This is a genomic window from Kribbella sp. ALI-6-A, assembly GCF_001984195.1.
Taxonomy (GTDB): Bacteria; Actinomycetota; Actinomycetes; order Propionibacteriales; family Kribbellaceae; genus Kribbella.
In genome coordinates this window covers 581,141-602,947 of sequence record NZ_MTQN01000009.1, presented here as the reverse complement: position 1 = coordinate 602,947, position 21,807 = coordinate 581,141, and the positions used below count along the sequence as shown (strand labels likewise).

21 protein-coding genes and 1 pseudogene are annotated in these 21,807 nt (G+C 67.9%); 14 read left to right on the top strand and 8 right to left on the bottom strand.

Going from position 1 to position 21,807, the window contains the following annotated elements:
• The first annotated feature begins 41 nt into the window (after positions 1 to 41).
• Entirely contained in the window at positions 42 to 1,067 is a 1,026-nt protein-coding gene (locus BWI15_RS11805; RefSeq protein WP_077014362.1) for an alpha/beta fold hydrolase, read from the top strand.
• A 10-nt stretch (positions 1,068 to 1,077) separates the two neighbouring features.
• Here the strand turns inward: BWI15_RS11805 and BWI15_RS11800 are convergent, their stop codons facing one another.
• Entirely contained in the window at positions 1,078 to 1,644 is a 567-nt protein-coding gene (locus BWI15_RS11800; protein WP_077014361.1) for a TetR/AcrR family transcriptional regulator, read from the bottom strand.
• Between the two features lie 82 nt (positions 1,645 to 1,726).
• On the opposite strand from BWI15_RS11800, the gene BWI15_RS11795 reads away from it, so the two are divergent.
• The 3 genes from BWI15_RS11795 to BWI15_RS11785 are packed head-to-tail and all read left to right on the top strand — an operon-like array spanning position 1,727 to position 4,811.
• The gene (locus tag BWI15_RS11795) at positions 1,727 to 3,076 is read left to right on the top strand and encodes an MFS transporter (protein WP_077014360.1); all 1,350 of its coding nucleotides are present in this window, start codon (positions 1,727 to 1,729) and stop codon (positions 3,074 to 3,076) included.
• A gap of 29 nt (positions 3,077 to 3,105) precedes the next feature.
• Positions 3,106 to 3,561, top strand: a complete 456-nt coding sequence (locus BWI15_RS11790; protein ID WP_077014359.1) for a nuclear transport factor 2 family protein — start codon at positions 3,106 to 3,108, stop codon at positions 3,559 to 3,561.
• Between the two features lie 29 nt (positions 3,562 to 3,590).
• Positions 3,591 to 4,811, top strand: a complete 1,221-nt coding sequence (locus BWI15_RS11785) for an epoxide hydrolase family protein (protein WP_077014358.1) — start codon at positions 3,591 to 3,593, stop codon at positions 4,809 to 4,811.
• Positions 4,812 to 4,825: 14 nt separating this feature from the next.
• Here the strand turns inward: BWI15_RS11785 and BWI15_RS11780 are convergent, their stop codons facing one another.
• Complete coding sequence (locus BWI15_RS11780) at positions 4,826 to 5,392, bottom strand: hypothetical protein (RefSeq protein ID WP_083750700.1); 567 nt, start codon at positions 5,390 to 5,392, stop codon at positions 4,826 to 4,828.
• A gap of 321 nt (positions 5,393 to 5,713) precedes the next feature.
• On the opposite strand from BWI15_RS11780, the gene BWI15_RS11775 reads away from it, so the two are divergent.
• Both BWI15_RS11775 and BWI15_RS11770 read left to right on the top strand, forming a co-directional pair.
• On the top strand, positions 5,714 to 6,721 hold the full coding sequence (locus BWI15_RS11775) for a manganese catalase family protein (RefSeq protein WP_237771230.1): 1,008 nt from the start codon (positions 5,714 to 5,716) through the stop codon (positions 6,719 to 6,721).
• A 200-nt stretch (positions 6,722 to 6,921) separates the two neighbouring features.
• The gene (locus BWI15_RS11770; RefSeq protein WP_077014356.1) at positions 6,922 to 8,229 is read left to right on the top strand and encodes a hypothetical protein; all 1,308 of its coding nucleotides are present in this window, start codon (positions 6,922 to 6,924) and stop codon (positions 8,227 to 8,229) included.
• 11 nt (positions 8,230 to 8,240) lie between these two features.
• Here the strand turns inward: BWI15_RS11770 and BWI15_RS11765 are convergent, their stop codons facing one another.
• Positions 8,241 to 9,179 (bottom strand): aldo/keto reductase, encoded by a 939-nt coding sequence (locus tag BWI15_RS11765; RefSeq protein ID WP_077014355.1) that lies wholly within the window; start codon positions 9,177 to 9,179, stop codon positions 8,241 to 8,243.
• Positions 9,180 to 9,446: 267 nt separating this feature from the next.
• On the opposite strand from BWI15_RS11765, the gene BWI15_RS11760 reads away from it, so the two are divergent.
• The 5 genes and pseudogenes from BWI15_RS11760 to BWI15_RS11740 all read left to right on the top strand — a co-directional run bounded on the left by BWI15_RS11760 (position 9,447) and on the right by BWI15_RS11740 (position 13,847).
• Positions 9,447 to 9,971 (top strand): hypothetical protein, encoded by a 525-nt coding sequence (locus BWI15_RS11760; RefSeq protein ID WP_143465502.1) that lies wholly within the window; start codon positions 9,447 to 9,449, stop codon positions 9,969 to 9,971.
• A gap of 142 nt (positions 9,972 to 10,113) precedes the next feature.
• On the top strand, positions 10,114 to 11,142 hold the full coding sequence (locus BWI15_RS11755; protein WP_077014353.1) for an ABC transporter substrate-binding protein: 1,029 nt from the start codon (positions 10,114 to 10,116) through the stop codon (positions 11,140 to 11,142).
• Entirely contained in the window at positions 11,139 to 11,933 is a 795-nt protein-coding gene (locus BWI15_RS11750) for a class I SAM-dependent methyltransferase (protein WP_077014352.1), read from the top strand. Before BWI15_RS11755 ends, BWI15_RS11750 begins: the two co-directional genes overlap by 4 nt.
• Positions 11,930 to 13,029 (top strand): annotated as a pseudogene (locus BWI15_RS11745) (FecCD family ABC transporter permease). Before BWI15_RS11750 ends, BWI15_RS11745 begins: the two are co-directional and overlap by 4 nt.
• Positions 13,026 to 13,847, top strand: a complete 822-nt coding sequence (locus tag BWI15_RS11740) for an ABC transporter ATP-binding protein (protein WP_077014351.1) — start codon at positions 13,026 to 13,028, stop codon at positions 13,845 to 13,847. Before BWI15_RS11745 ends, BWI15_RS11740 begins: the two are co-directional and overlap by 4 nt.
• A gap of 85 nt (positions 13,848 to 13,932) precedes the next feature.
• Here the strand turns inward: BWI15_RS11740 and BWI15_RS11735 are convergent, their stop codons facing one another.
• The gene (locus BWI15_RS11735) at positions 13,933 to 14,688 is read right to left on the bottom strand and encodes a class I SAM-dependent methyltransferase (RefSeq protein ID WP_077014851.1); all 756 of its coding nucleotides are present in this window, start codon (positions 14,686 to 14,688) and stop codon (positions 13,933 to 13,935) included.
• A 100-nt stretch (positions 14,689 to 14,788) separates the two neighbouring features.
• Here BWI15_RS11735 and BWI15_RS11730 point away from each other — a divergent pair, with 100 nt between their 5' ends.
• Complete coding sequence (locus BWI15_RS11730) at positions 14,789 to 15,577, top strand: class I SAM-dependent methyltransferase (protein ID WP_077014350.1); 789 nt, start codon at positions 14,789 to 14,791, stop codon at positions 15,575 to 15,577.
• Here BWI15_RS11730 and BWI15_RS11725 read toward each other — a convergent pair.
• The 4 genes from BWI15_RS11725 to BWI15_RS11710 form a co-directional block, all read right to left on the bottom strand.
• Positions 15,562 to 17,142 (bottom strand): alkaline phosphatase D family protein, encoded by a 1,581-nt coding sequence (locus tag BWI15_RS11725; protein ID WP_077014349.1) that lies wholly within the window; start codon positions 17,140 to 17,142, stop codon positions 15,562 to 15,564. The genes BWI15_RS11730 and BWI15_RS11725 overlap by 16 nt on opposite strands.
• 296 nt (positions 17,143 to 17,438) lie before the next feature.
• Positions 17,439 to 17,981: a hypothetical protein gene (locus BWI15_RS11720; protein WP_077014348.1), complete on the bottom strand. Its 543-nt coding sequence runs from the start codon at positions 17,979 to 17,981 to the stop codon at positions 17,439 to 17,441.
• Positions 17,978 to 18,838, bottom strand: a complete 861-nt coding sequence (locus BWI15_RS11715) for an ABC transporter permease (protein ID WP_077014347.1) — start codon at positions 18,836 to 18,838, stop codon at positions 17,978 to 17,980. Before BWI15_RS11715 ends, BWI15_RS11720 begins: the two co-directional genes overlap by 4 nt.
• Complete coding sequence (locus tag BWI15_RS11710) at positions 18,838 to 19,791, bottom strand: ABC transporter ATP-binding protein (RefSeq protein WP_077014346.1); 954 nt, start codon at positions 19,789 to 19,791, stop codon at positions 18,838 to 18,840. Before BWI15_RS11710 ends, BWI15_RS11715 begins: the two co-directional genes overlap by 1 nt.
• Before the next feature lie 473 nt (positions 19,792 to 20,264).
• Between BWI15_RS11710 and BWI15_RS11705 the strand changes: the two genes are divergently transcribed.
• Entirely contained in the window at positions 20,265 to 21,077 is an 813-nt protein-coding gene (locus BWI15_RS11705; RefSeq protein ID WP_237771228.1) for a hypothetical protein, read from the top strand.
• An 18-nt stretch (positions 21,078 to 21,095) separates the two neighbouring features.
• Positions 21,096 to 21,806, top strand: coding sequence for a response regulator transcription factor (locus BWI15_RS11700; RefSeq protein WP_077014344.1), 711 nt, complete (start codon positions 21,096 to 21,098; stop codon positions 21,804 to 21,806).
• Position 21,807: the final 1 nt, after the last annotated feature.

The window sequence follows — 21,807 nt, the reverse complement described above, 5'->3', positions numbered from 1 at the left end:
CTACGCAGTACGAACTCAGCCAACTTCACGAAAGGTTTCTGATGACGATCGACCGACGCACCTTCGGCAAAACCATTGGCCTGGGCGCCGCCGCGGTTTCCATGACCGGGCTCGGGGGTCCCGCTGCTGCCGCGGCCCCCAGCGGCTTGCCGGGCAATCCCGGCAAATCCTTCACCGGCCTCAAGCAGGTCAAGGCCGGCCTGCTCAATGTCGGCTACGCCGAACTCGGCCCCGCGCACGGTCCGGTGGTCATCTGTCTGCACGGCTGGCCGTACGACATCCACAGTTTTGTCGACGTCGCCCCGCTGCTCGCCGCCGAGGGCTACCGGGTGATCGTGCCCTACCTGCGCGGTCACGGTACGACCCGCTTCCTGTCCGCCGGTACCGCCCGCAATGCCCAGCAGTCGACGTTCGCCCTCGACATCATCGCCTTGATGGACGCCCTGCGGATCAAGAAGGCCGTCCTGGCCGGCTTCGACTGGGGCTCGCGCACGGCCGACTGCATCGCCGCGCTCTGGCCGCACCGGGTCAAGGCACTGGTGTCGGTGAGCGGATACCTGATCACCAACCTCGAGGCGCAGAAGACCCCGCTGCCGCCGAAGTCCGAGTATGCCTGGTGGTACCAGTACTACTTCGCCACCGAGCGCGGCGAACTCGCCATGAACCTCCAGCAGAACCGGCACGACCTGGCGCGGCTGGTCTGGGACGTTGTCTCACCCACCTGGGACTTCGACGACGCCACCTTCGAACGAACCGCAGCCGCGTTCGAGAATCCCGACTACCCGGCCATCGTGATCGGCAATTACCGCTGGCGTCTGGGCCTTGTACCTGGCGAGAGGCGTTACGACCATTACGAAAACGTCCTGCAGACCAAGCCGCTCATCACGGTCCCCACCGTCACCCTCGACCCGGCCCGCGACCCGTTCACCGCCCCGGGGGACGGCTCGACGTACCGGAGCATGTTCACCGGCAAGTACCGGCACCACACCCTGGACGTCGGACACAACCTTCCCCAGGAGGCTCCGGCGGACTTCGCCGCCGCTGTCATCGAAGCCGACCACCTCTGACGCCGACACGTCAGTCACCCGGATCGATCGCGATTCCGCGGATGACGATCTCCAGCAGCCGGCTCGAGCCGTCGGCGTCACGGAATCGGTCAGGCAGGGCGGCCACCAGGCTCAGCAGTTCAGTGATGTCTATGTCGGAGCGGATCAGGCGCGCTTCCTGGGCCCGCTCCAGCAGACTCCCGGCACGCGCTTTCATCTGTGCGCAGTCGGTGAAGATCGCCGACCCTTCGTCCGCGATCCCCGCACTCACCACGCCCCGGAGTCCGCGGTACTGCTGAGCACTGCGGTCGAAGTCGCGCAGCCAGGCGATCAAGGCAGCCCGGTAATCGCCCGCCTCCGCCAGGCTCGCCTCCGCCTCGGCCGCGAGCCGATCGAAACGGTCACGGCTGACCGCAGCGAACAGGTGATCGCGGGTCGGGAAATGGCGATACAACGTCCCCTTGCCGACGCCGGCGGCTTTGCCGATCTCCTCCATCGGCACGTCCACCCCTCCTTCGGCGAACAGCTCGCGGGCAGCCGCGATCACGGCCAGAGCGTTGCGGCGGGCATCCGCGCGAAGCGGGCGATCCGTGGTCATGCTGCCATCGTACCTTGACAAGTGGACGGAGCGTCCATATATTCAAATCCGGACGCACCGTCCACTTCGGTTAGGAAGGCTCGTGCCCACTCATCCCTCGAAGCTCACGCTTCCGGTGGTCCTCACCACCACGCTGCTCACCACGATCAACACCGCGATCGTGAACGTCGCGCTCACCGGAATCCGCGCAGACCTCGGCTTCACGGCCGCGACCGTGTCCTGGGTCGTCAACGGCTACCTGCTCACGTACGGCGGGCTGCTGATCGTCGGTGGACGCCTGGGCGACGTCATCGGCCGACGTCGCGCGATGCTGTCCGGGCTCGCTGTCTTCACCATCGCCTCCGCGTTCGCCGGGTTCGCCTGGAATCCGTCGGGTCTGATCGCGGCCCGGGTGATCCAGGGAGTCGGCGGCGCACTCGCGGCGCCGGCCGTGCTGGCGATCATCACTCATCTGTACGACGGACGTGCGCGCGCCAAGGCGCTCAGCTGGTTCAGCGTCGTCCTCGGCGTCGGCTTGTCGCTCGGGATGATCGCCGGCGGCGCGGTGCTGCAGTGGCTCAGTTGGCGGTGGATCTTCTGGCTCAACGTCCCGGTCGGCGCAGCTCTGTTCGCCCTGATCCTCGGTGCCGTCCCCCCGATGCGCGCTCACCAGCGTCATCGTCTCGACCTGCTCGGTGCAACGTTGACCACCGTGAGCACCGTCGGGCTGGTGCTGGCCTTCGTGCAGATCGCGGGAGCTCACACCTTTGACGTGACGATCGGCGTCAGTCTGGCCGTCGCGATCGTCGGCCTGGCCGGACTCGTCCTCCGGCTACGGCGCGCGGCTGAACCGTTGATCCCGCCGGCACTGTTCACCCGTCCCAGCGCTGTCGGCGCCTATGTCGCCAACGCGTTGCAGGCAGGTGCGATGACCGGCGTGGTGTTCTTCCTCTCGCAACTGTTCAGCGGCAGCCTGGGTCTGGCTCCACTGGGAGTCGGCGCCCTGTTCCTGGTCTTCACGGCGCCTCAGCTGGCGAGCGCGTTGTCAGCCAGCAGGCTGGTGCGCGCATTCGGCGTACGGCGACTGGTGACCGCTGGCCTGAGCTTCTCGATCGTCGGTCTGGTCCTGCTCGCCGAGGCCGCCCGGACGGCCGAAATCTCGGCGCTGCTGATCGTCGCGATGGCGCTGACCGGTCTGGGAGCCGGTGTCGTCTACCTCGGAGTGAACCTCACGGTGATGTCGACCGTCGAGCCGCACTTCGCCGGCGCGGCCTCCGGCCTGGTCCAGACTTCGGTGCAGCTCGGTGCCTCGGTCGGCATCGCCGTCCTGGTGCTGGTCCAGTCGTTCAGCGGGACGGCCGGCGCGCTGCTCGCCGCCGCGATCTTCCTCGTCATCGCCATCGGTGCCATCTCCGTTCGCGACCGTACCGCCGCTGTCACGGCGCCGGCCTGACTCACACCCCCACCTGAAAGGACGAACTGATGCTCGACCTCGAGACGCTGACGGCGATCGAAGACATCCGCAACCTCGAAGCCCGCTACGCCCGGTACGCCGACCACCGGCGCTGGACCGACCTGGCCGCCCTGTTCACCGCGGACGGCTGGTTCCGTCCGATGGATGCCGAGGGCAACGAGGTGATCATGATGAACGGTCGCGCGGCGATCGCCGAACTGCTCTCGGCCCGCAACAGTGGGGACGTGCAGCCGATCCACCAGCTGTTCACCCACGAGATCGAGATCGAATCGCCAACCTCGGCGAAGGCGGTCTGGGCGATGGCCGACCTCATCCACCGCGGCGAGGGCACCGAGGCCGAGCCCGCACCGTTCCGGACGATGCGCGGCTGGGGCCATTACCACGTCACCTACCGCAAGATCGACGGCCACTGGCTGATCGCCACCCGCACCCTGACCCGCACCCGGCTCGAATTCACCCACTGAGCCTCATCCACACAAGGAGTACGCGCACCATGAACGACCTGGAAAAACACAGGTTCCACGTCTCGATCCCGCAGGAGACAATCGACGATCTCCGCACCCGGCTGCTCGCCACCCGCTGGCCTACCGACATCGACGACACCGACGAGTACTACGGCACCAGTACGGCGTACATGAAGGAACTGGTCGACTACTGGGCCAACGAGTTCGACTGGCGCGCCGCCGAGCAGAAGCTGAACGAGTGGAACCAGTACCGGGTCACCGTCGACGGTACGCCGATCCACTTCGTCAAGGAGGCCGGCGAAGGCCCGGCGCCGATCCCGCTGATCATGAGCCACGGCTGGCCCTGGAGCTACCGCGAGTGGAGCAAGGTGATCGGACCGCTCACCGACCCGGCTGCGTACGGCGGTGACCCGGCCGACGCCTTCGACGTGATCGTGCCCTCACTGGCCGGCTTCGCGTTCTCCACGCCGACCGGACGCCCGGACATGAACTTCTGGAAGATGGCCGAGTTGTGGCATCAGCTGATGACCGAGCACCTCGGCTACCCCAAGTACGGCGCGGCCGGCGCGGACTATGGAGCCCTGGTCAGCAGCCAGCTCGGGCACAAGTACGCCGACAAGCTGTACGGCCTGTGGCTCGGGCAGACCATCCACCTCGACATCTTCCAAGGCGATCGCCCCTGGGACATCACCGGCGGCGCGGTGTTGCCCGCCGAACTGCCCGACCCGATTCGTACCGAAGCGATCGGCCTGCAACAGCGGTTCGCGGCCCACGTCGCGGTACACCTGCTGGACAACCAGAACCTCGCCTACGGGCTGGCCGACTCGCCGGTCGGCATGCTGTCGTGGATCCTGCGGCGCTGGACCAAGTGGAGTGAGTCCAACGGCGACGTCGAGAGCGTCTTCCCGCGCGAGCATCTACTGACCAACGCCACGATCTGGTGGGTGACGAACTCCATCACCAGTTCCCTGCGGTCCTACGTGAACGCGAATCGCTACCCCTGGCAGCCGTCCCACGACCGGACCCCGATCATCGAGGTCCCGACCGGCATCACCTTCCTGGGCTACGAGAACCCGCCAGGGGTCACCACCGAGAACAGGGTTCAGCACTTCCTCGACAACCCCGCTCACCAGGGCTGGTACAACCCCGTCTACCTCAAGGCCCACGACCACGGCGGCCACTTCTCTCCCTGGGAGAACCCCGAAGCAGTCATCGAAGACATCCGCGCCACCTTCCGGCCCCTGCGCTAATTCTGCGTACCGGGTCAGCTCGTGAATGCCAACACGATGGCAGCGACACCGAAGGGAATGTCCAGGACGATGCAGAACTCGGCCAGAGATCGAGGGACCACCTCGTTGCGACGCCAGTGGATGTAGTCCCACAGGGCATGGGTGGTCAGCGAGGCGCCCGCCAAGGCCAGTCCAAGGCGCGGCGATACCAGGACCGCGACGACGGCCAGGCCGCCGAACCCGAGCATCGCGAGTCCCTGTGCGGTGAGGGGGCGGGCCGAGACGTGGCGCGCGATACCGACCAGGACGAGGACGGCAGCGTAGACGGACAGCCCCAGCCACCAAGGAACGGCGGCGAACTCGCTGACGGTGACCACGAGCGAGCCGGTGAGCACGCCGGCCCAGGCGATCCAGGGCAGGCCTACGGCTGCCGCGGCCAGATAGCAACTGGCGGCGACCGCGACCGTCATGGCCACCGCCTCGGCGACCACTCCGGTCAGGATTTGGAAGGTCGCGGCCGCCACCCCCAGGGCGACCGGCCAATAGCCCAGCACGGGCCGCCGCCGCGCGTTGGCTTCAGTCGTGGTGTTCGGCTTCGTCACCGTGTCTTCCTTTCTCCGTCCATGAAGGCCGCGTCAGTGAGTGTGTTTCGCGGCGTACTCGGCGGGGCGGCCAACCAGCCGGCCCGCTTGACTCTGCTCGGCGCCGGGGTTGCAGATGGCGCGGCTGGGCCGGCCGGTGGGGTTCCTTTCGCTTCCTCGATCATGGCCGCCTCCCTGACAACTCGAACACCTCTGTTCGAGTACTTGGCGATACCGTAACTCGTACAACAGTGTTCGACAAGATGTTTTCCGGAGTGCAGAAGGCGAGCTGTGTTTCGCTGCGGGGCGTGGGTACCGGGACGCGTTCTGTCCGTGGTGGTAGTGACCGTCGACGAAGGAGTTGGCATGTTCCGGCATACCAAGCGATTGCAGTTCGAGGCCAAGCCTGAGCGTCCTGATCCGGTGTACGCGCGCAAGCTGCAGGAGCTGGTGGGGGGTGCGTACGGCGAGATGAGTGTGACGATGCAGTACTTGTTCCAGGGCTGGAACTGCCGGATGGAGGGCAAGTACAAGGATTTGTTGATGGACACGGCGACCGAGGAGATCGGTCATGTGGAGATGCTCGCCACGATGGTTGCCCGGTTGCTCGAGGGGGCGCCGGCCACGATGACGGCGGAGGCGGTGGAGGATCCGGTGATGGCGGCTGTGCTGGGCGGGATGGATCCGTTGCAGGCGATCATGGCCGGTGGTGGGGCGCTGCCGGCCAATTGTCAGGGTGTTCCGTGGAACGGTGGCTACATTGTTGCCAGCGGCAATCTGTTGGCGGATTTCCGGGCGAATGCGGCTGCGGAGGCGCAGGGCCGGTTGCAGACCGCTCGCTTGTACAACATGACCGATGATCCTGGTGTGAAGGCGATGTTGCAGTTCAATCTCGCGCGGGACACTGTTCATCAGAAGCAGTGGCTGAAGGCGATCGAGGAGCTGGAGGCTGACGGTTTGGAGACTGCGATCGTGCCGAATGCGTTCTTCGACGAGGAGGACCAGGTGCACAATCGCACCATTTGGGGTCTGTCGGACGGTACCGATGGTCCGAGTGGTGGCTGGACCGAGGGCGATGATCCGTTGGAGTATCTGCTTGATCCTGAGCCGCTCGGTGGTCCTGGTACTGCGCCGCCGCCCGACCCTGCGTTGTTCGGCACTTATTCGACTGTGCAGGACGTGAAGGGCACGGTGAAGGCGACGGCGCAGGCGGTCAAGAAGAACGTGTCGGCCAGTGTCACGAAGAAGGCGACGGCCAAGAAGTCGCCGGCGAAGAAGTCGACCGGCAAGACCACCACGGCGAAGAAGGCCGGTGCCAAGAAGGCTTCGAAGAGCGCGCGCAAGCGCTGAGGGACGCGTCTGGCCGGGCCACCTGTCGGTGGCCCGGCTGCCCCTGCCATCGAATCGGCGGCGCACCCGCGGGTGCTTCCGTCGGTGATGCCGCTGAGCGGTGACTTGGCGCCGGGTCCTTGGCCCACGTCATGACCGTCCGGTGACGTCGCAACTTTCCGGCCGGCGAGTGCATCGTGACTGGTACGGAGGGGGCCACAATGCTGAAGAGATCGATCGCGCTCGCGGGGGCGGCGGCGCTGGTGACCGTGCTGGGGGCGCAGACCGCGTCCGCCGGATCTGTACGGGCCGGGGGCGTGGCGAATGTCCAGATCGCGTGGGCCGACGCCGAGCACACCACCATCCGGATCACCTGGACCGAGTCCGCGCCGGCCGCGAACACGCTGGTGCTGCACAGCAACAGTAGTCCGGACGTCTTCGTGTTCGGACACACCACCATCGGGCAAAACAACGAGTACCTGCTCGACTCGGCCGTCTTCGCCGTCACCACGGAGCGGGCGGAGACGAACTGGATCGAGGTGACGGACGGTTCCGCAACGCCGGGCCGGTCGAAGGACTTCGACCGGTTCAACTACGCCGGCGGTGGCGTGACCGTGGCGTTCACCGCCGGCGACACGGTCCGGTGGACGCTGCCGGCCGACACCACCACCGACCCGACGCCGGACGATCCGCTCGACCTGCCGAGGATCTACACCTACGCGCCGCAGCTGCGGACCGCCGACAGCTCGAGCACCACCGCCGCCTGCGACGCGGTCGACCTTCCGCAGACCACCGCCCCAACCGGCACGGTGCCGAACCCGGCCAAGCCGTACAACGTGCACATCGAAGTCCGCAACGAGTGGGGGACTACCTTCGGCCCGATCCCTCGCGGCGAAACGACCAAGAGCATCACGATCGCGGGGCCGACCGCGACCAAGTACGGCGAGACCACGACGCTGACCGGTGTGATGACCGGGTCGACGCTGCGCGAGCAGGGCAGGCCGCAGATGTGCGAGGAGATCACCGGGCCGGTGCAGAACCAGCCGGTGGTCATCCAGCAGCGGACGTCACCGGCCGCGGCCTGGACGACGGTCGGCTCCACCAAGACCGATGCCTCCGGCAAGTACACCGCCATTGTGAAGAACCCCGGCCACCGCGAGTACCGGGTGCTCCGGCTCAATTCGGCGAGCGACGGCCGCGCGTCGTACGGGGTGATCGGCGGCAGCACGTCGGTCCGGGCGACCACTCGGGTGGTGTCGGCCAAGTTCATCAACCCGGTGATCACGTTCGGCACCCAGCCGCAGGCCTACCTCTGGGTCGACCCGGCCGGCACTCAGAAGGCGGCTCTGCAGTTCAAGAACGCCTCCGGCGCTTGGCAGGGCGTCGCGTACAAGACCTTGTACGCCGGCCGAGGCCTCCTCGCTTTCCCGTGGAACAAGCGCGGCGCGACGCAGTTCCGGTGGTGGATCCCCGCCACCGCGACCGCCGACGCCACCTACAGCGGAGTCTTCACCCTCACCGTCCGCTGAATCGTCGTCGCCTATGCGGCGTCGAGCGCTGCCAGTTCATCCTCGGTGAGGAGGGTGGACGCGCCTTCCATGGCCTGCTCGACCTGTTCGACGCTGCTGACTCCGACGATCGGCGTCAGGGTCGGTTTCCCGGAGGTCAGCCACGCGAGCACCACCTGGCCCGGTCGGAGTCCGCGCGCAGTGGCGACACGGTCCAGCGCCGCCAGCCGTCGTTCGGTGCCGGGGTGGCGGTACTCGGTCTCGAGTGGACGGTCGTTGCGGTCGTACCGGCCCTGAAGGGTGGCGGTGTAGACCCAACCGTCGAACGACGGGTTGCGTCGCAGGAAGTCGAGGCCGTCCGGTGACAGCATTCCCAGCGGGATCGGCTGGCCCTCCACGGCCATGCCGCCGGCGGGCTGAAGGTAGGAGTACCGCTCCTGGTAGGCGCTTGGCTGCGGGTGGCCGGCGCGTTCGGCAGTGGCCCGGATCCGTTCGAGCAGCCAGGACGGGTGGTTCGACACGCCCCAGCGAGCGGTCAGGCCGTCACGGACCAGGCCGCCGAACGTCTCGACCAGATCCTCCACTGGAACAGCCGGGTCTTCGACGTGCGCCCAGTACAGGTCCACACCATCCACGCCCAGCCGCTCCAAGCTTTGTGCCATGGCTGCGCGTACGACGTCCTCGCGCAGGCCTTCGAGGTGGTCGGGGAACCCGCCGACCCGCGTGGGCTGGGCGCCAACCTTGGTGCTGAGGCGGACGCGTACCCCGGGATTGGACGCCAGCCAACGGCCCAGCAGCGCCTCGCTCTGCCCGCCGAAGCCCGTCTCGGAGGTCCAGAAGGTGTAGTTGTTGCAAGTGTCGATGAAGGCTCCGCCCAGTTCGGCGTACCGGTCGAGGATCGAGAAAGCGGTCCGTTCGTCGACCCTGGTGCCGAAGTACATGGTCCCGAGAGCCATCGTGGGGGTGTCCATTGCCCCAGCCTCGCTGCTGGAGTGCGCTCTAGGTCAAGCCGCGAGTTCACGACAGGTGAGCCGGTTGCGGATGGCGGTGCAGAGCCTACGACGCCGTCGGGCAACGGCGCGCGGCTGACGTACTGCTGGATACGTCGGCAGTAAAGTCGTTGGGGGCCGCCCGAACACTGGAACGAGGTATCCCGTTGATCGCCGGCGACCGTGCCCTGTGGAACGCCGTTTCCGAACTCGGCGGCGATGCCCGATGGTTCCGGCCAGGAGGATGACGTGCCACTGCACATAGTGCCGCTCACAGCCGGCACAGCCAGCCTCGGGTGTTGGGGGTCGGTCGTGCTCAGCGGCGGGTCGCCAGCGATCCTGCGACTGGCAAGGAGCGAAGACCTCGAACTACCGCTGGATGTGGACGCCGACATCACCGCTGGGGTACTGCTCCTGAACGACGAGCTCGGCCGACTTCTGTATCTCCCGTATGCAGGGGACTCAGTGGTGTCGTACGACCTCGAACGCGGCGAAGACTTGTTCCCGGCCATTCATCTTCGACGCGACGCGGATCATGGCATGAGGACGGCGGAGGTCCGGATCGCTCCCGGTCTGGGGGTCGTTCACCTGACTGAGGTCACGTTGATGCTTTTCACCGAAGAATGTGCACTGGCGTGGCGACGCGATGACAACTTCGCCGGTTGGAGCATCGAGGAGATCACTCACCAGGAACTGGTTCTGATGGCCGGCGATTGGTCCGGAAGGGAAGAACGTCAGACACGATCTCTCGAGGATGGCCGCCGTACACAGTGAGTCCATCCTGCCTGAGCCATCAAGTCAGCCGTCGTGGCCGAGCTCACGCCGTGCCCAGGCGGGGATCAGGCCCACGCCCGTGAGCTCCGCTACGCGGCCTTGACGAAGTGGTGGGCCTGGCAGCTAAGCTCCGGGCGTGAAAATGAAAACGACTATCATTAGCATAGTCAGCGGTGCGCTACTCGCGGTCACGGCATGCGGCGGGACGGAGGGCCCGGCGCCCGTTGGCGCTGCCGGCGGGAAGGACTCGACGACCTCCTACCCGCTCAGTTTCGACAACTGCGGGGCGCAGGTGATCGTGCCTCGGGCGCCTACGCGTGCGGTGTCGCTCAACCAGTCCGCGACGGAGATCATGATTCGGCTGGGGCTCGGTGACCGGATGGTCGGTACGGCGTACGAGACCGATCCGGTGCCTGCCGACATCGCGGCGGCGTACCGGAAAATTCCCCTGCTCAACAAGGGATTGCTCAAGCACGAGACGTTGCTCGAGGCGCAGCCGGACTTCGTCTACTCGTCGTTCGCGTCGTTCCTGACCGCGCAGAACGCGGGGGAGCGGGCCGAGCTGCACAAACTCGGGGTTCCGACGTACCTGACCGAGTTCGACTGCACCTATCACGCGTCCGTGGCGGGCGGTGCGAAGTTCGAGATGCTGTTCGACGAGTTCCGGGCGATCGCGAAGGTGTTCGGTGTCCGGGAAGCGGGCGAGAAGCTGGTCGCGGATCAGCAGGCCGTGGTGGACAAGGGGCAGAAGCTCGCGGAGCAGGTCGTCGGCAAGCCCAAGCTGGTGTGGTTCTACTCGACCGCGGCGTCGTCGGCCACCCCATCGGTGGCAGGCCCGGGCGGCCTGCCGCAGACGGTGACCGAGATGCTCGGGGCCGAGAATCTGTTCGACGACGCCTCGACCAAGTGGCCCGAGGTCAGCTGGGACGAGATCGCGGCGCGAAAACCGGACGTGATCGTGCTGGCCGACCTGACCCGTGGTTACCCGGGCGACACGGCCAAGGAGAAGATCGCGTTCCTCAAGCGTGACCCGTTGACGAACAAGATGGATGCCGTGCGCAACGACCGGTTCATCGTCGTACCCGGGCAGGCGATGGATCCGTCGATCCACAGTGTGGAGGCGATCTCCGCGGTCGCGCAGGGACTCGTGAAGCTGGGGGCGCCGCGATGACCGGTACGCCGAAGGCGATCGAGCGGCTCGTCCAGCGCTGGGACGACCAGCAGGCCGCCTACATCAACCATCGTGAGCAGCGCTTCGCGATCATCGGCGACGTCCTGGCGCGGCTTTGTGCCGGCTCGGACGACTTCACCGACGACGGCACGGGGCTGACCGTGCTCGACCTCGCGTGCGGTCCGGGAAGTCTCGGCGGGCGGATCCTGGAGCGCTTTCCCGGCGCTCGCGTGATCGGCCTCGACTACGATCCGGTCCTGCTCACCCTCGCCGGCACCTGGCTCACCGGCCGGTACGGCGACCGCTTCACCGCGGTCGATGCTGATCTGGCCGGAGCGGCTTGGATCCAGCAACTCCCGGCCGGACCGGTGCACGCCGCCGTGTCGTCGACCGCTCTGCACTGGCTGAAGCCGGCCGAGCTCGTAGCGGTTTATGCGGCCCTCGGGGAGCTGTTGCCTGCGGAGGGCGTGTTCATGAACGCCGATCATCTCCGCTACGACCCGCGGTCCCAGCCGTTCCTCACCGAAATCGCCGCGTTGGACGACGTGCAGACCCAGGCCCTGGCCCACGCCGGTGGAGCGCAGACCTGGGACGAATGGTGGGCCGACGCCGTCGAGATTCCCGAGCTCGGGCAGCGATTGCCCGAGCGTGAACGCAGGTTCGCGGATCGGCCACCGACGCCGCATGCGTCGCTCGGGCTGCACCTGGAGGCGCTCAGGGCTGCGGGGTTCAGCGAGACCGGGACCATCTGGCGGCACTACGACGACGTCGTTGTGTTCGCGCGGCGATGACGAAGCTCCTGGATCCGCCTACGGCCGACACTGCGGCCCCGGAGCCGGTCGCTGGACGACGCGGATCCACCGGCCTGGTTCGCTCGACTCTGCTCGTCAGTTCCTTTGCCGGCGCCCTGGTGGTCACGATCGTCGTAGCGGCCTTCGTCGGTACGGCGAACATCGGCGCTGCCGACGTACTGGGCATCATCCTGCGCCATCTCCGGCTTGGCGGCCTGGCGCCTGTTCCGGCGCCGTCCCCACTGATCGACGCGCTGATCTGGGAGTCGCGGCTGCCGCGGGTGCTGCTCGCGGGGGTGATCGGGTTGGGCCTGTCGGTGTGTGGAGCGGTGTTGCAGTCGATCACGCGGAACCCGCTCGCCGAGCCGTACCTGCTCGGGGTCTCCTCGGGGGCCTCGACGGGTGCGGTGTCGGTGATGATCCTCGGCCTCGGATCGGGTGCTGTCACGTTGTCCGTGGGCGCCTTCGCCGGAGCGTTGAGCGCGTTTGCGATCGTTTTGCTGCTGATCGGGGGTGGACGGGTGTCCAACCCTGCGCGGGTGGTGCTGACCGCGTACTGGTGTCGCAGTTCTTCTCGGCGCTCACCTCGCTGGTGCTCATGCTCGACGGTGACGCGGATGCCACCCGGGCCTTCACCTACTGGTTGCTCGGCTCGCTCGGTGGTGCGCGATGGCCGTCGCTGACCGTTGCGGCCGTGGTCATCCTGGTCGGCGCAGTGTGTTGCCTGTTCTTCGCTCCAGCGCTGGACGCATTCATTTTCGGCTGGGACACCGCGGCCTCGCTGGGAATCGATGTCACCAAGGTCAGGGTCGTTTTGATGGTCCTCACCGCCGTCATGACCGCGGCGGCGGTGGCCGCGTCCGGCGCGATCGGGTTCATCGGGCTGCTGGTGCCGCACATCGTGCGGCTGCTCACCGGTGGAACGCATCGGCTCCTGTTGCCGCTGACCGGTCTCGGCGGGGCGATCTTCCTGATCTGGGTCGACGCGTTCGCCCGGACGGCCTTCTCGCCGCGCGAGGTACCGGTCGGGGTGATCACCGCGCTGATCGGTGCACCGGTGTTCGCGCTCGTCCTCCGCAAGGCGGCCCGGCAGTGACCGCTTTGATTGCCTCCGGCATCGATTGGACGGCGGGCGGCGTCCGCATCCTCGACGGAGTGGACCTCGAAGCGCGGGCGGGGGAGGTGCTCGGCATCCTCGGTCCCAACGGCGCGGGCAAGACCTCGCTGCTTCGCATCCTGGCCGGCCTTCGGCGTCCGGACCGGGGGACCGTTCTGCTCGGCGGACAGCCTGTGCGGGGTGCTGCCCGGCGTACTGTCGCACGCCGGCTGGCCATCGTCGAGCAGTCCCCGGAGGTCCACTCCGACATCACGGTGGACGAGACCGTCGCCCTCGGCCGTACGCCGTACCGAGGGACTTTCGCGCCGCTCGGCCGGGCCGACCACGCTGCGATCGAGTATGCGCTCGCGGTCACCGGAATGAGCGACTACCGGACTCGCACTTGGCAGACCTTGTCCGGCGGCGAACGGCAACGCGCCCAGCTTGCCCGGGCGCTGGCTCAGGAACCGGAAACCATCGTGCTCGACGAGCCGACGAACCACCTCGACATCCGCTATCAACTCGAAACGCTTGCCGTCCTGCGTGGCGTCGGGCTCACGGTCGTCACGGCTCTGCACGACCTCAACCTCGCCGCGCGGTTCTGCGATCGCCTCGCGGTTCTCGCCCAGGGCCGAGTCGTCGCGACTGGCATTCCGGCGGATGTCTTGACCGCGACCCTGATCCAGCAGGTTTACGCCGTTGACGCAGTGGTCGAACTGTCCCCGCACACCGGAGCCCCGAGCGCGACCTACCTCGCACCATCTTCACCGCCTCGATTCATTGCCGCACCCAACGATTCAGGATTGTTCGGTGCTTAGGGTCAACGAGTCCACCTGGCGAGCTCCCGACACTTGCGGAGAGTGCGCGTGACCTGATGGGGCAGGTGTTTGACCTGTCGCTGGTTCAGCCGACCGCTGCGATCAAGTGGTGGTCGGCTGTCTGGTCGACTGTGGCTACTTCGCTGAAACCGGCCTGTTCCAGTGCGGCGGTCACCAAGTCCAGCGTCAGTTCGTCCTCGTGGTCGGCGAGGCCGGCGACCGCCTGCTCGCGTTGGCGGAACAGTTCATCGAACGCCGGTTCGGCTCGGGCCGACTCCCACCACTGCGTCCAGGTCTCGGTGCCGGCATCGCAGTCGCCGTCCCACAGGTGCCGGCGAAGATCCACGGCGAGCTGATCCAGGCGAGGTCGATTCTGGGGACCGAGCCGGAACGTGTCGGCGATGATGAGCACCCCACCAGGACGGAGGCGCCGGGCGAGCGTCTCCATCAGCGGGCCCAGCTGGCGTCGGTGGAGATAGTGGATCACGCTGGCCGAGCACACGGCGTCGAATCGCCGTGGCCCGAGCTGAAGGTCCCACCCGTCCTGACAGAAGTCCGCCTGGAGGAACACGCTGCGGTTGCGGACGACGTTCTGTGCGATCTCGAGCAGGAACGGATCGAGATCGACGCCGACCAGATCGCTGCCGGGGAAGCGGCGAGCGGCCCGGGTGAGAAGCGACCCCGGGCCGCAGCCGAGGTCGAGCAACCGAGGGATCGGGCCGGTCGTCTTCTCGACGATGTCGAGCATCAGGCTCATAGTGTGCTCGCGCTGAGGCAGGTAGTTGCTTTGCTGGCGATCCCAGCGCCGTTGCCAGTCCTGCCAATCGGGTGGGTCTGTCATCCATTCGACCTCGTGATCGTTCGAGAACACTTCGACAGCGTGGTGGGGGCTCTGCGCCGCAGTCTATGAAATGATAATCATTATCATGTAGAGTCGCCGCATGTCACCCGTCTACGACGCGGATGCCGACGACTTCCTCCGGTGGTCACCTCTCCTGTGGGCACCGCTGGGCGCCGAACTGGCCGAAACCGCGTCACCCCGGCCCGGTGATCGCGTACTCGATGCCTGCTCAGGCGCGGGCGGTTCTGCCCTCCCAGCAGCGCGTAGCGTCGGAAGGACGGGGCACGTCGACGCCGTGGACCTGACCGAGCAGCTGGTGCGACGGCTGGAGGTCGCTGCGGACCACGCCGGTCTCCACCACCTGCACGCACATGTGGCAGATGTGACTACGTGGAGGTCTGATCGCCCGTACGACGTCGTGCTCTGCGGCTACGGCGCCTTCTTCCTGCCCGAGCCCGACCGCGACGGTCGGCATCTGGTCTCCCAGTTGCGACCAGGAGGCCGGTTCGCGGCCTCGACCTGGAACCGCGGTGCGATGGGATTCGTGGGGCTGGTGTACGAGGCGGTGCGAACCGTCCGGCCGGAGGTGACCTCGCCGGTGCGAACCGATCGGTGGCTCGACAGCCCGGAGTTGCTGGCGGACTGGCTCGAACGCATCGGTTTGCAGGAGGTCGAACTCCGGACCGTGACGCATCGAGTGGATCTGACTGAGGAGACGGCGTGGGCGTTCGTCACTGGCACGGGTCTGCGGGCGTTGCTGTCGACATTGACCGGTGACGCGGTCCAAGTTGTCAAACGCCGACTGGTTGAGTTTCTCGACCGCCAAGAGGCTTGGGAGCTCGTCGCCGATTCGGTGATCGGAACGGGGCGCCGCTACGTCGTCACGTGAGCCACGCCGGCGCGGCCGTTCTCCACGTAGACGCTGGCCTGCGTCTTCACCGGGGCGCCCGGGGCGTTGACGAACGGCACGACGCGATAGTCGGTGCGCATCTCGTGCCGGCCGAGGTGGCAGACCTGGTAGCCGCGCTGGGAGTTGTGGAACTTCATGTGCGGGTTCTCCGCCAGCCAGGTCACGCCGAGGGCGTCCATCGCGGTGCCGTTGCCTCCGGAGCTGATCGACGTACCGAGGAACTCGGTGCCGACCGTGCGGGACGCCGGGTCGGCGAAGTTCAGCTTGAGGTCCGCGGCCACGCTGCGGTGCGCGTCGCCGGTGACGATGAGGAAGTTGTCGACACTCCGCGCCGCCACTCCGTCGAAGAGCCGCTGGCGGGCGGCGGCGTACCCGTCCCAGGGGTCCATTCCGAAGGTCTCAGCCGGACCGGCGGTGTGGTCGGCTTCCATCGCGAAGGTCTGGTTGCCCAGCACGTTCCAGCGTGCGGTGGACGAGCCGAGGCCGTCGAGCAGCCACGCCTCCTGCTCGGCACCCAGCATCTGCCGGTTCGGGTCCCAGCGCAGGGACTGGTCGGTCAGCTGCCGGTCGCGGAACCGCCGGGTGTCGAGCACGTTGAGCTGCAACAGGTCGCCGAACTGGAGCCGCCGGTACACCTGCATCTCCGGGCCGCGCGGAATCGACGACGCACGCAGCGGCAGGTTCTCGTAGTACGCCTGGTACGCCGCGGCCCGCCGGAGCCGGAACACCGCTGGGTCCTGGTCCGGCTCGGTGTCGGGCTGCGAGTGGTCGCCGGCCCAGTTGTTCTCCACGTCGTGGTCATCGGGCGCGACCACCCAAGGGGCCGCCGCGTGCGCGGCCTGCAGTGCCGGGTCGAGCTTGTACTGCGCGTAGCGGATCCGGTAGTCCGTCAGTGAGAAGGTCTCCGCGGCCGGCAGGTGCGCCCGCCCGATCGACCCCGCCCCAGCGCCCTCGTAGATGTAGTCGCCGAGGTGCACGACGAGATCGAGGTCCTCCGCGGCCAGATGGTCGTACGCGGTGAAGAAGCCATCGGTGTACGCCTGGCAGCTCACGAACGCGAAGCTCATCGACTGGAGCGCGCTCGAGGGTCGCGGCGCCGTACGGGTGCGGCCCACCGGGCTCACCTGGTCCGCGATGCGGAACCTGTACCAGTACACGCGATCCGGCCGGAGACCGTGGACTTCGGCGTGCACCGAGTGGCCCCAGGCAGGGGTGGCCCGCTCGACACCGCGGCGGACGATCCGGCGGAAGCGCTCGTCCTCAGCGACCTCCCAGCGAACGTTCACCGAGCGGTCGGGCATACCGCCGCGCCCGTCCAGCGCCAGCGGCTCCGGTGCCAACCGCGTCCAGAGCACCACCCCGTCGGGCTTCGGGTCCCCGGAGGCGACCCCCAGGGTGAACGCGTAGCTGGGCAGCACGACCTGTCCGGCCGGCTCGACCAACCGCGCCGAGGCCGGCTCGGCGGCCAGGATCGCCGACCCCGCGGCGATCCCGCCGAGGGCGAGGAAGCGGCGGCGCGGCAGATGGGAAGACAACTGCGACATGGGAAGAACCTCTCCGGTGGCGGCCTGTGGCGAAAGCACAGGGGTTTGCATGTCAGGTCTTGACCGATCCTGCGAGCATGTCGGGAGAAAGTCACGGGGCAGGAACGAGCAGGCCACCATTCCGGAAACAGTGGGTTCTGCTCCGAAGGGTCGGTCAGGTCACAGCAATCGGTCGACCAGCCCGTCGACGTAGTCCGGGGTGAGCGGGCCGATGCCGAACGGCATTCGGCGAGCGCGCGTTGAGGATGCGGTCACCACGTCGAACAAGGTGTCCGGGAAGAGCCGTTGACCGCATCTCAGCTGTTAGCGGGTCGCCGACGTCGGCGGCGCAAGATCGCGACGCCCATCAGCAGCGCGACCACCGCCGGGACGCCGGCGGCGACTGGAGCGGCTCCGCCGGTGTCGAGTGTCCGTTCCTGAGCCACACTCAGTTGCAGCGACTTGCTCGAGGTCACCGGGGCGGCGGCTTGGTCGGTGCTGAGCGCGACGTACACGACGAAGCGCCCGGAGTTCACCGCCTGCAGCTCCCACTCGAGTGTCTCCGTCTCGCCGCCGGCGATCGGATCGAGGTACTGCGTGCGCTCGCCTGACCAGTCCTCCGGGTCGACGTAGACGCCCGGGTCGGTGGCGAAGACGTTGAGGTGCGCGATGATGCCGGCCGCGTCCTGCTCACCCGGATTGCGCACCTGCGAGGTGAAGCGCAGGGTCTGGCCGAGTCCGATACTCGCCTCGGCCCGGTCCAGCGTGACGGCAACCGGATCCGCCCCGACGGTGGCCGGGGCCGATCCGGTCGCCAGCACGACGGCGATCGAGGCGGTCAACCGCAGGTACGCCTTCATCCCCGGCCTCCGGTCCGCAGTCGCAGCCGCGTCGAGACGGCCACTGCGGCGACGACCAGGACCCCCGCGACGATCGCGGGTCCGATCAGCCAGTGACCTTCCTGGGCGAAGGTGCGTGCGTTGACGATGATCCGGCCGAGGTAGCGAAGGCCCGCGGTGAACGGGTCGACGCGCAGCAGCAGGTCACCGAACCAGCCACGCTGCGCCGACGACGGCATCTGGGTCGGCGCGAACAGGGCGAGCAGCACGAACACGCTCACCGACAGACTGACCCGGTTCGACGACGCGAAGGTGCTGATCACGAGCCCCAGACCGGTCATCGCCAGCGCGAGCAGGCTGCCGACCAGCAAGCCGTTGAGCAGGGACGTGGTCACCACGCGTACACCGCGGCCGAGGTACCAGACGTACGGCGCGGACACGACGAAGGCGGCCAGCCACAACGAGAGCGCGGCCAGTCCCTTCCCGACGGTGAGCGACCATCGCGGGATCGGTGCCAGCAGCAACGACTCGAGGCTGCCTCGTTCGCGTTCGCCGCTGATCGCGTCAGCGGCCGCCAGCAGCGTGAGCAGGACGCCGATCGCGACGGCCACCTGGAGGGTGAGGCTGACCGCTTCCCGCTGCTCGAGGAAGTTGAGTGCCTCGTTGGTCGCGGTCAGGTACGTCGTCACGCTGAGCGTGACGGAGTAGGCGAACAGCAGCACGAGCGCCCGTCCGCCCAGCCACAGGTCGCGCAACTCCCGGCCGGTCACCACCAGCCAAGCAGGACGGCTGCGCCGGGCCGCGTCCCCTGCCGGCGCTTCGGGGCGAGGCTTGCCGGCCTCCACCCGCGCCGCTCCGCCGCTCGCGTCGACGGCCATCAGGCGTCCTCGGTCACGGCGAGGAAGGCGTCGCTCAGCCGACCGCCGTCCAGCGAGAATCCCAGCACCGGTACGCCGGCGGCGATCAGCCTGGAGATCGCTGTCGTCGCCGCGGTCTCCACCTCGACCCCGGCCGGCAGGCTCAGCTCGAGCTCGCCAAGCGCCCCACGCCCCTGGCCGTGAGCGAGCACGTCGGTGCCGGCCAGTGCGGTGAGTGCCCGCTCGACCTGCTCCGGCGGCACCCGAACCCGTCCGTGTCTGGCCGCCGCGGCCTTGCGGACCACTTCGGCGACCGTGCCCTCGGCAACGATCTTGCCCCGGTTCAGGATCACCACCCGGTCGCAGACCTGTTCGACGTCGGCCAGCACGTGGGTGCTGAGCAGCACCGTCGCCCCGCGTTCACGCGCGATCCCGCCGATCAGCTCCAGCACCTGCGCCTGGCCCATCGGGTCCAGGCCGAGCGCGGGTTCGTCGAGGAACACCACGTCCGGGTCGTTCACGAGGGCCCGAGCGATTCCGAGTCGTTGCTTCATGCCCCTGCTGTACGCCGAGATCAGCGTGGACCCGCGCTCGGCCAGGCCGACGTCGGCCAGCAATCGGCGCGCCGTACGGCGGGCATCGGCGCGGCTGTGTCCGTACAGCTCGGCGTGGTAGCACAACCATTCCTCACCGGACTGCGCCGGGGGATAGCCGGCGCTCTCCGGCAGCACCCCGACCCGGCGACGGATCTTCGCGGGCCGGCTGTGCGGCACACCGGCGACCGTGAACGACCCACCGTCAGCGGGGAGGATCGTGGTGAGCATGCGGATCGCGGTCGTCTTGCCCGCACCGTTGGGGCCCAGAAAGCCCAGCACGGTTCCGGCGGCGACCTCGAGATCGAGCGACTCCACCGCGACGATCCGGCCGTACGTCTTGCGCAGTTCCGACGCCACGAGCGCCGGACCGGCGGCCATGATCAGCCGCCCTGCCCGGACGCGACGACTCCCACGTCCCCCATGAACGCCCCCTGACCGGCGCACCCCACGGCCGTACGACGTGTTCCGTTGTCCGTGCGCCTTCCTGTCATGGTGAGCACAGCCTTCCCTGATCGGCAAGAGCTCGATCGCACCGAACGTCGCAATTCGCCGGGACCTCTTCTCGTCGCGGCTCCGGCGCGCGACACTCCAACCAAAGGCACCTGGTTGGGGGACAGGCCATCAGGCCTGCGACCGCGGTGCCGCATGGGGGAGGGATCCGGATGCGGCGTCTTCGCATCACACACGTTCTGTTGCTCACGGCCGGTCTCGCCGGTCCCGGGGCCCTCGTGGCCTGCAGCTCCGACGATCCGGCGGGTGGCCAAGCGCCCTCGCCGTCGGTCGCGCCGCCCACCTCACCAGTCAGCAGCGCACCCGTCAGCACCTCGCCGCCGGACGATTCCACGGCCTCGGTGCCGACCACGCCGGCGTCCCGGACGCCTGCACCGAAACCGACGACCGAGTTCGTTCCGCAACCTGGGTACAACCGGTCCGCCTTCGCCCGCTCCACCGCTGTCACCAACAAGTGGTTCCCGCTGCGGCCGGGGATGCGGATGACGTTCCGCGGCCAGACGATCGAGGACGGCGAAGTGATCCGGCACTCCGTCACGTTCATCGTCACGGACCTGACCAAGGTCATCGACGGCGTCCGCACCGTGGCGATCTGGGAACGCGACTACAGCGACGGCGTACTCGAAGAGGCCGAACTGGCGTACTTCGCGCAGGCCGACAACGGCGACGTCTGGCATTTCGGCCAGTACCCCGAGGTGTACGAGGAAGGGAAAGTGGTCGAGAGCCCGGCCTGGATCCACGGCGTGAAGGGCGCCCGGGCGGGAATCACGGTCACGGCGAATCCGGTCGTCGGTGGACCAAGCTACTCACAGGGCTGGGGGCCGGCGGTCGGCTGGTCGGACCGGGCCAAGACGTACCGCACCAACCAGCGCACGTGTGTCGCAGCCGGGTGCTTCACCGGTGTCCTGGTCACCGACGAGTACAGCCAGGACGAGCCGGGTGCCCATCAGCTGAAGTACTACGCGCCGGGTGTCGGCAACGTCCGGGTGGGGTTCTACGGCAACGACCCGACCAAGGAGACGCTCGAGCTCACCAGCGCCCGGATGCTGAGTGCGGCCGACCTGGCCGAGGCACGGGCCGGGGCGCTGAAACTGGAGAAGAGCGCCTACCAGCGCAGCAAGGACGTCTACGGGCGGACGCCGCCGTTGCGGTGACCGCGATCGGGAGGTGACGTGCGGATCCTGGTGGTCGAGGACGAGCGCCGGCTGGCCCGCGCGATCGGCCACGGCCTGGAGGACCACGGTTTCACCGTCGAGCTGGCGCACGACGGTGAAACCGGCCTGTGGAAAGCCCGTGAGCAGGACTACGACTGCGTTGTTCTCGATCTGATGCTGCCCGTGCTGTCCGGTGAACAGGTCTGCCGGCAGCTCCGGGCCGATGGCTGCTGGGTGCCGATCCTGATCCTGACCGCGCGAGGCGGTGCGGAGGCCGAGGCCGGCGGGTTGGACTTCGGAGCCGACGACTACCTGCGCAAACCGTTCTCGTACCGGGTGCTGATCGCACGGCTCAACGCCCTGCTGCGGCGTACCGCGCCGGCCCGGCCCGTGGACCTGGTCGTCGGCGATCTGGTGCTCGACCCGGCCAGGCGTGCCGTCCGGCGCGGAACCACGCCGATCGAGCTCACCCGGCGGGAGTTCTCGCTGCTGGAGTACCTGATGCGCAACGCCGGCCGTACCCGCTCGAAGGCGGAGATCCTCGACCACGTCTGGGGAGCCGACTTCGACCGCGAGCCGAACGTCGTCGAGGTGTACGTCGGCTACCTGCGGCGCAAGATCGACCAGCCGTTCGGCACCGGCAGCATCCGGACCGTGCGAGGGCACGGCTACCTGATGGGCGACGACGACTCCGGCCGGCCTGAGCCGGCCGCGACCGGCGATGGGTGAG

Bases quoted from the DNA above. Each gene is read 5' to 3' on its own strand.
- BWI15_RS11710 (WP_077014346.1), bottom strand. From the start codon at position 19,791: ATGGCCGCCGGTCCGGCGCTCGTGGCGTCGGAACTGCGCAAGACGTAC.
- BWI15_RS11765 (WP_077014355.1), bottom strand. From the start codon at position 9,179: ATGGACACCCCCACGATGGCTCTCGGGACCATGTACTTCGGCACCAGG.
- BWI15_RS11790 (WP_077014359.1), top strand. From the start codon at position 3,106: ATGCTCGACCTCGAGACGCTGACGGCGATCGAAGACATCCGCAACCTC.
- BWI15_RS11785 (WP_077014358.1), top strand. From the start codon at position 3,591: ATGAACGACCTGGAAAAACACAGGTTCCACGTCTCGATCCCGCAGGAG.
- BWI15_RS11730 (WP_077014350.1), top strand. From the start codon at position 14,789: ATGTCACCCGTCTACGACGCGGATGCCGACGACTTCCTCCGGTGGTCA.
- BWI15_RS11735 (WP_077014851.1), bottom strand. From the start codon at position 14,688: ATGACAGACCCACCCGATTGGCAGGACTGGCAACGGCGCTGGGATCGC.
- BWI15_RS11755 (WP_077014353.1), top strand. From the start codon at position 10,114: ATGAAAACGACTATCATTAGCATAGTCAGCGGTGCGCTACTCGCGGTC.
- BWI15_RS11720 (WP_077014348.1), bottom strand. From the start codon at position 17,981: ATGAAGGCGTACCTGCGGTTGACCGCCTCGATCGCCGTCGTGCTGGCG.
- BWI15_RS11715 (WP_077014347.1), bottom strand. From the start codon at position 18,838: ATGGCCGTCGACGCGAGCGGCGGAGCGGCGCGGGTGGAGGCCGGCAAG.
- BWI15_RS11725 (WP_077014349.1), bottom strand. From the start codon at position 17,142: ATGTCGCAGTTGTCTTCCCATCTGCCGCGCCGCCGCTTCCTCGCCCTC.
- BWI15_RS11750 (WP_077014352.1), top strand. From the start codon at position 11,139: ATGACCGGTACGCCGAAGGCGATCGAGCGGCTCGTCCAGCGCTGGGAC.
- BWI15_RS11805 (WP_077014362.1), top strand. From the start codon at position 42: ATGACGATCGACCGACGCACCTTCGGCAAAACCATTGGCCTGGGCGCC.
- BWI15_RS11770 (WP_077014356.1), top strand. From the start codon at position 6,922: ATGCTGAAGAGATCGATCGCGCTCGCGGGGGCGGCGGCGCTGGTGACC.
- BWI15_RS11800 (WP_077014361.1), bottom strand. From the start codon at position 1,644: ATGACCACGGATCGCCCGCTTCGCGCGGATGCCCGCCGCAACGCTCTG.